General features: G+C 68.3%; 3 protein-coding genes. All 3 read left to right on the plus strand.

The window, feature by feature from the left end; all coding sequences use genetic code 11:
* The first annotated feature begins 455 nt into the window (after positions 1 to 455).
* Positions 456 to 1,262: an SAM-dependent methyltransferase gene (locus D7V93_RS42005; protein ID WP_120648565.1), complete on the plus strand. Its 807-nt coding sequence runs from the start codon at positions 456 to 458 to the stop codon at positions 1,260 to 1,262.
* Positions 1,263 to 1,358: 96 nt separating this feature from the next.
* The gene (locus D7V93_RS42010; protein WP_120648566.1) at positions 1,359 to 1,928 is read left to right on the plus strand and encodes a hypothetical protein; all 570 of its coding nucleotides are present in this window, start codon (positions 1,359 to 1,361) and stop codon (positions 1,926 to 1,928) included.
* Positions 1,929 to 1,941: 13 nt separating this feature from the next.
* Positions 1,942 to 2,283, plus strand: a 342-nt coding sequence (locus D7V93_RS42015; protein WP_208723331.1) for a hypothetical protein, incomplete at its 3' end; no start/stop codon positions are given.

Here is a 2,283-nt window from a genome sequence, read left to right on the forward strand (position 1 = left end):
GGCCCGGGCCATGGCCATGGGCCAACATTCCAGACAGAGATAGAGAAAGACAGAGAGGTGCGGCGGAAAGCGTCGCAGTGACGGCATGAAGGCGTCCCTTGCGTGGGAGGGTAGGGGAGGCCGGAAGCTGCCACCTCGCCTTTCCCCGGCCATCCGTCCCCCGGGCCCCAGGTCGCTGTCCGCCAATGCGCGCCGCCGACCGGAAGGCCACCTGCCTGGAAAGGTGAACGGCAAAACCTGACGGTGCGTCTTCCGTGCACGCGGATGCGTCGTGCGACAACGCAGCCCCGCTCGGCTTCGCGCAGGTTCCACGCGTCCCCGGCTGGGATTGCCCTCTGAGACAGGCGTCCGTGCCGCCTGGAAGACAGTAGGCATGCCCCTTGCTCCTGGGCTGTCGCGTTGGGGCGGGGCAGGAACCCGAACCGTTGTTTCAAGCTGGCCAGAAGGAGGGGGAAATGGCGAGTCTTTCAGAGGCACCCTACGGGGGCAGGGTACGTGCCTATTACGACGCGGCGACGTCAGGCTATCTGGACTTCCTTGGCAAGACATTCCAGGCCGGCGTGCTGGACACCGGGGGCGCGGGCCCATCCGCGGCGCGCTACGCGGCGAGCAACCTGCGCCTGGCCGCGCGCGCTGGAATCAGCCCGGGACAGCGCGTCCTGGACGCGGGATGCGGCGTCGGCGGGCCGGCCATCGACATCGCCACGACGCTCCCCGGGCTCCGCATCGACGGAGTGACGCTCTCCCCGGTGCAGGCGGAGAAATCCCGCGAGCTGATCGCTGCGGCCGGCCTCCAGGAGCGGGTGCGCATCCAGGTCGCGGACTACCATACGCTGCCCTTCCCGGACGCCACGTTCGACACCGTCGTTTTCTTCGAGTCCAGTGGCTACTCGCCCGACCCCCTGGGTCTGTTCCGGGAGGTGCTGCGGGTGACCCGGCCCGGCGGGCGCCTGTACATCAAGGACGTGTTCCGCCTCGCCCGGCAGCTCTCGGCGCGGGAGCAGGCCGAGCTGGACGAATTCAATCACATCTATGTGCACCACACCCGGCCGCTCGGGGAGCTGGCCGAGGCCGCCGGACGCGCGGGCTACTCGGGAGTGGAGACGGCCTGCCTGGACGCGGACATCACCACCCGCTTCATGGAGGAAGCCATGATTGGCGACCTCCAGGAACCGTCCCTGACGCCCTTTGGCGAGGTCCACTTCCGCCCGTTCCAGGTGCTGCCCATCACCTTCGGCGAGCTGCGCGCCCGGCGCCCCTGAAGTCCCGCCCGGCGCGCACACGCCGCCCGGGCCGAAGCCTGTAGAGCTGTTGCTTCACGCATCGCCCACGCAAACACAAACACAGGAGAAGAAACAATGAATCTGCTTTCGCAGCATGACTATGCATTTGTCGGCGGTCACCTGGCGAAGTTCGGCATGGATGTGATGCAGCACACCACCCAGTCGCTGACCGTGCCGGACCACGCCACGCTCGCGCTCCGCCGCGACACGCAGGACGCCGGGACCCACCTGGTCTACCGGACCAAGAGCCTGGACCAGTTCAAGGGCTGGGTCGGCAACCCCGACCACGTCTTCGATGGCGACACGCGCTACAACGGCAAGCACCCGGCCCGGATGCTCGACAGCCGCGTGCCCGCCGAGGCGCTGACAGCGGAGGACTGGCAGCACCTGGAGCAGGCCGCCAAGGGCTACATCTGGGGGCCGTCCCACGTCTTCGCCGCGCACAAGCCGGCGGTGGAGGCGTTCGTGCCCCTGGAGACGGTGGTGCACGTCTACGCCCAGCTCGTCGTGAACGGGACCCTCAGCTTCAACGACGGCAAGTCCAACGTCCTGGTGGTGGGCCGGCTCATCTACGGCCCGAACGGGCTCATCAACGGCAACACGAACCTCACCGTCTACGCCAGCCAGATCATCCGCGCGAACTGAAGGAAACCGGACCATGAGCAAGAGCGACAGCAAGGCACAGACGACCACGGCCAACCGCATCGACCTGAGCGGGGCCCATGATGGAACCACGCCGAACCAGCCGGGCACGCCGTCCACGCCGCCGGCGGCTGGCAACGGCCAGAACGGGAGTTGCACCACCTGGAGCAAGTGCAGCAACGACGCGAGCGATCGCAATGGCCAGCCGGGCACGGGGGGGGCCTCAGGCGTCCAGCCGGGCAGATCCACGGATGGGGACAACGGGTCCAACGGGACCATCTACGTCCGCGACCTGCTGGCCCCCATCGAGGCCTACTCCACGGGCCGGCGCGGCGGCACCGGCGCCCAGGGCGGCAAC

The sequence above is a fragment of the Corallococcus llansteffanensis genome (assembly GCF_003612055.1).
GTDB classification, from domain to species: Bacteria; Myxococcota; Myxococcia; order Myxococcales; family Myxococcaceae; genus Corallococcus; species Corallococcus llansteffanensis.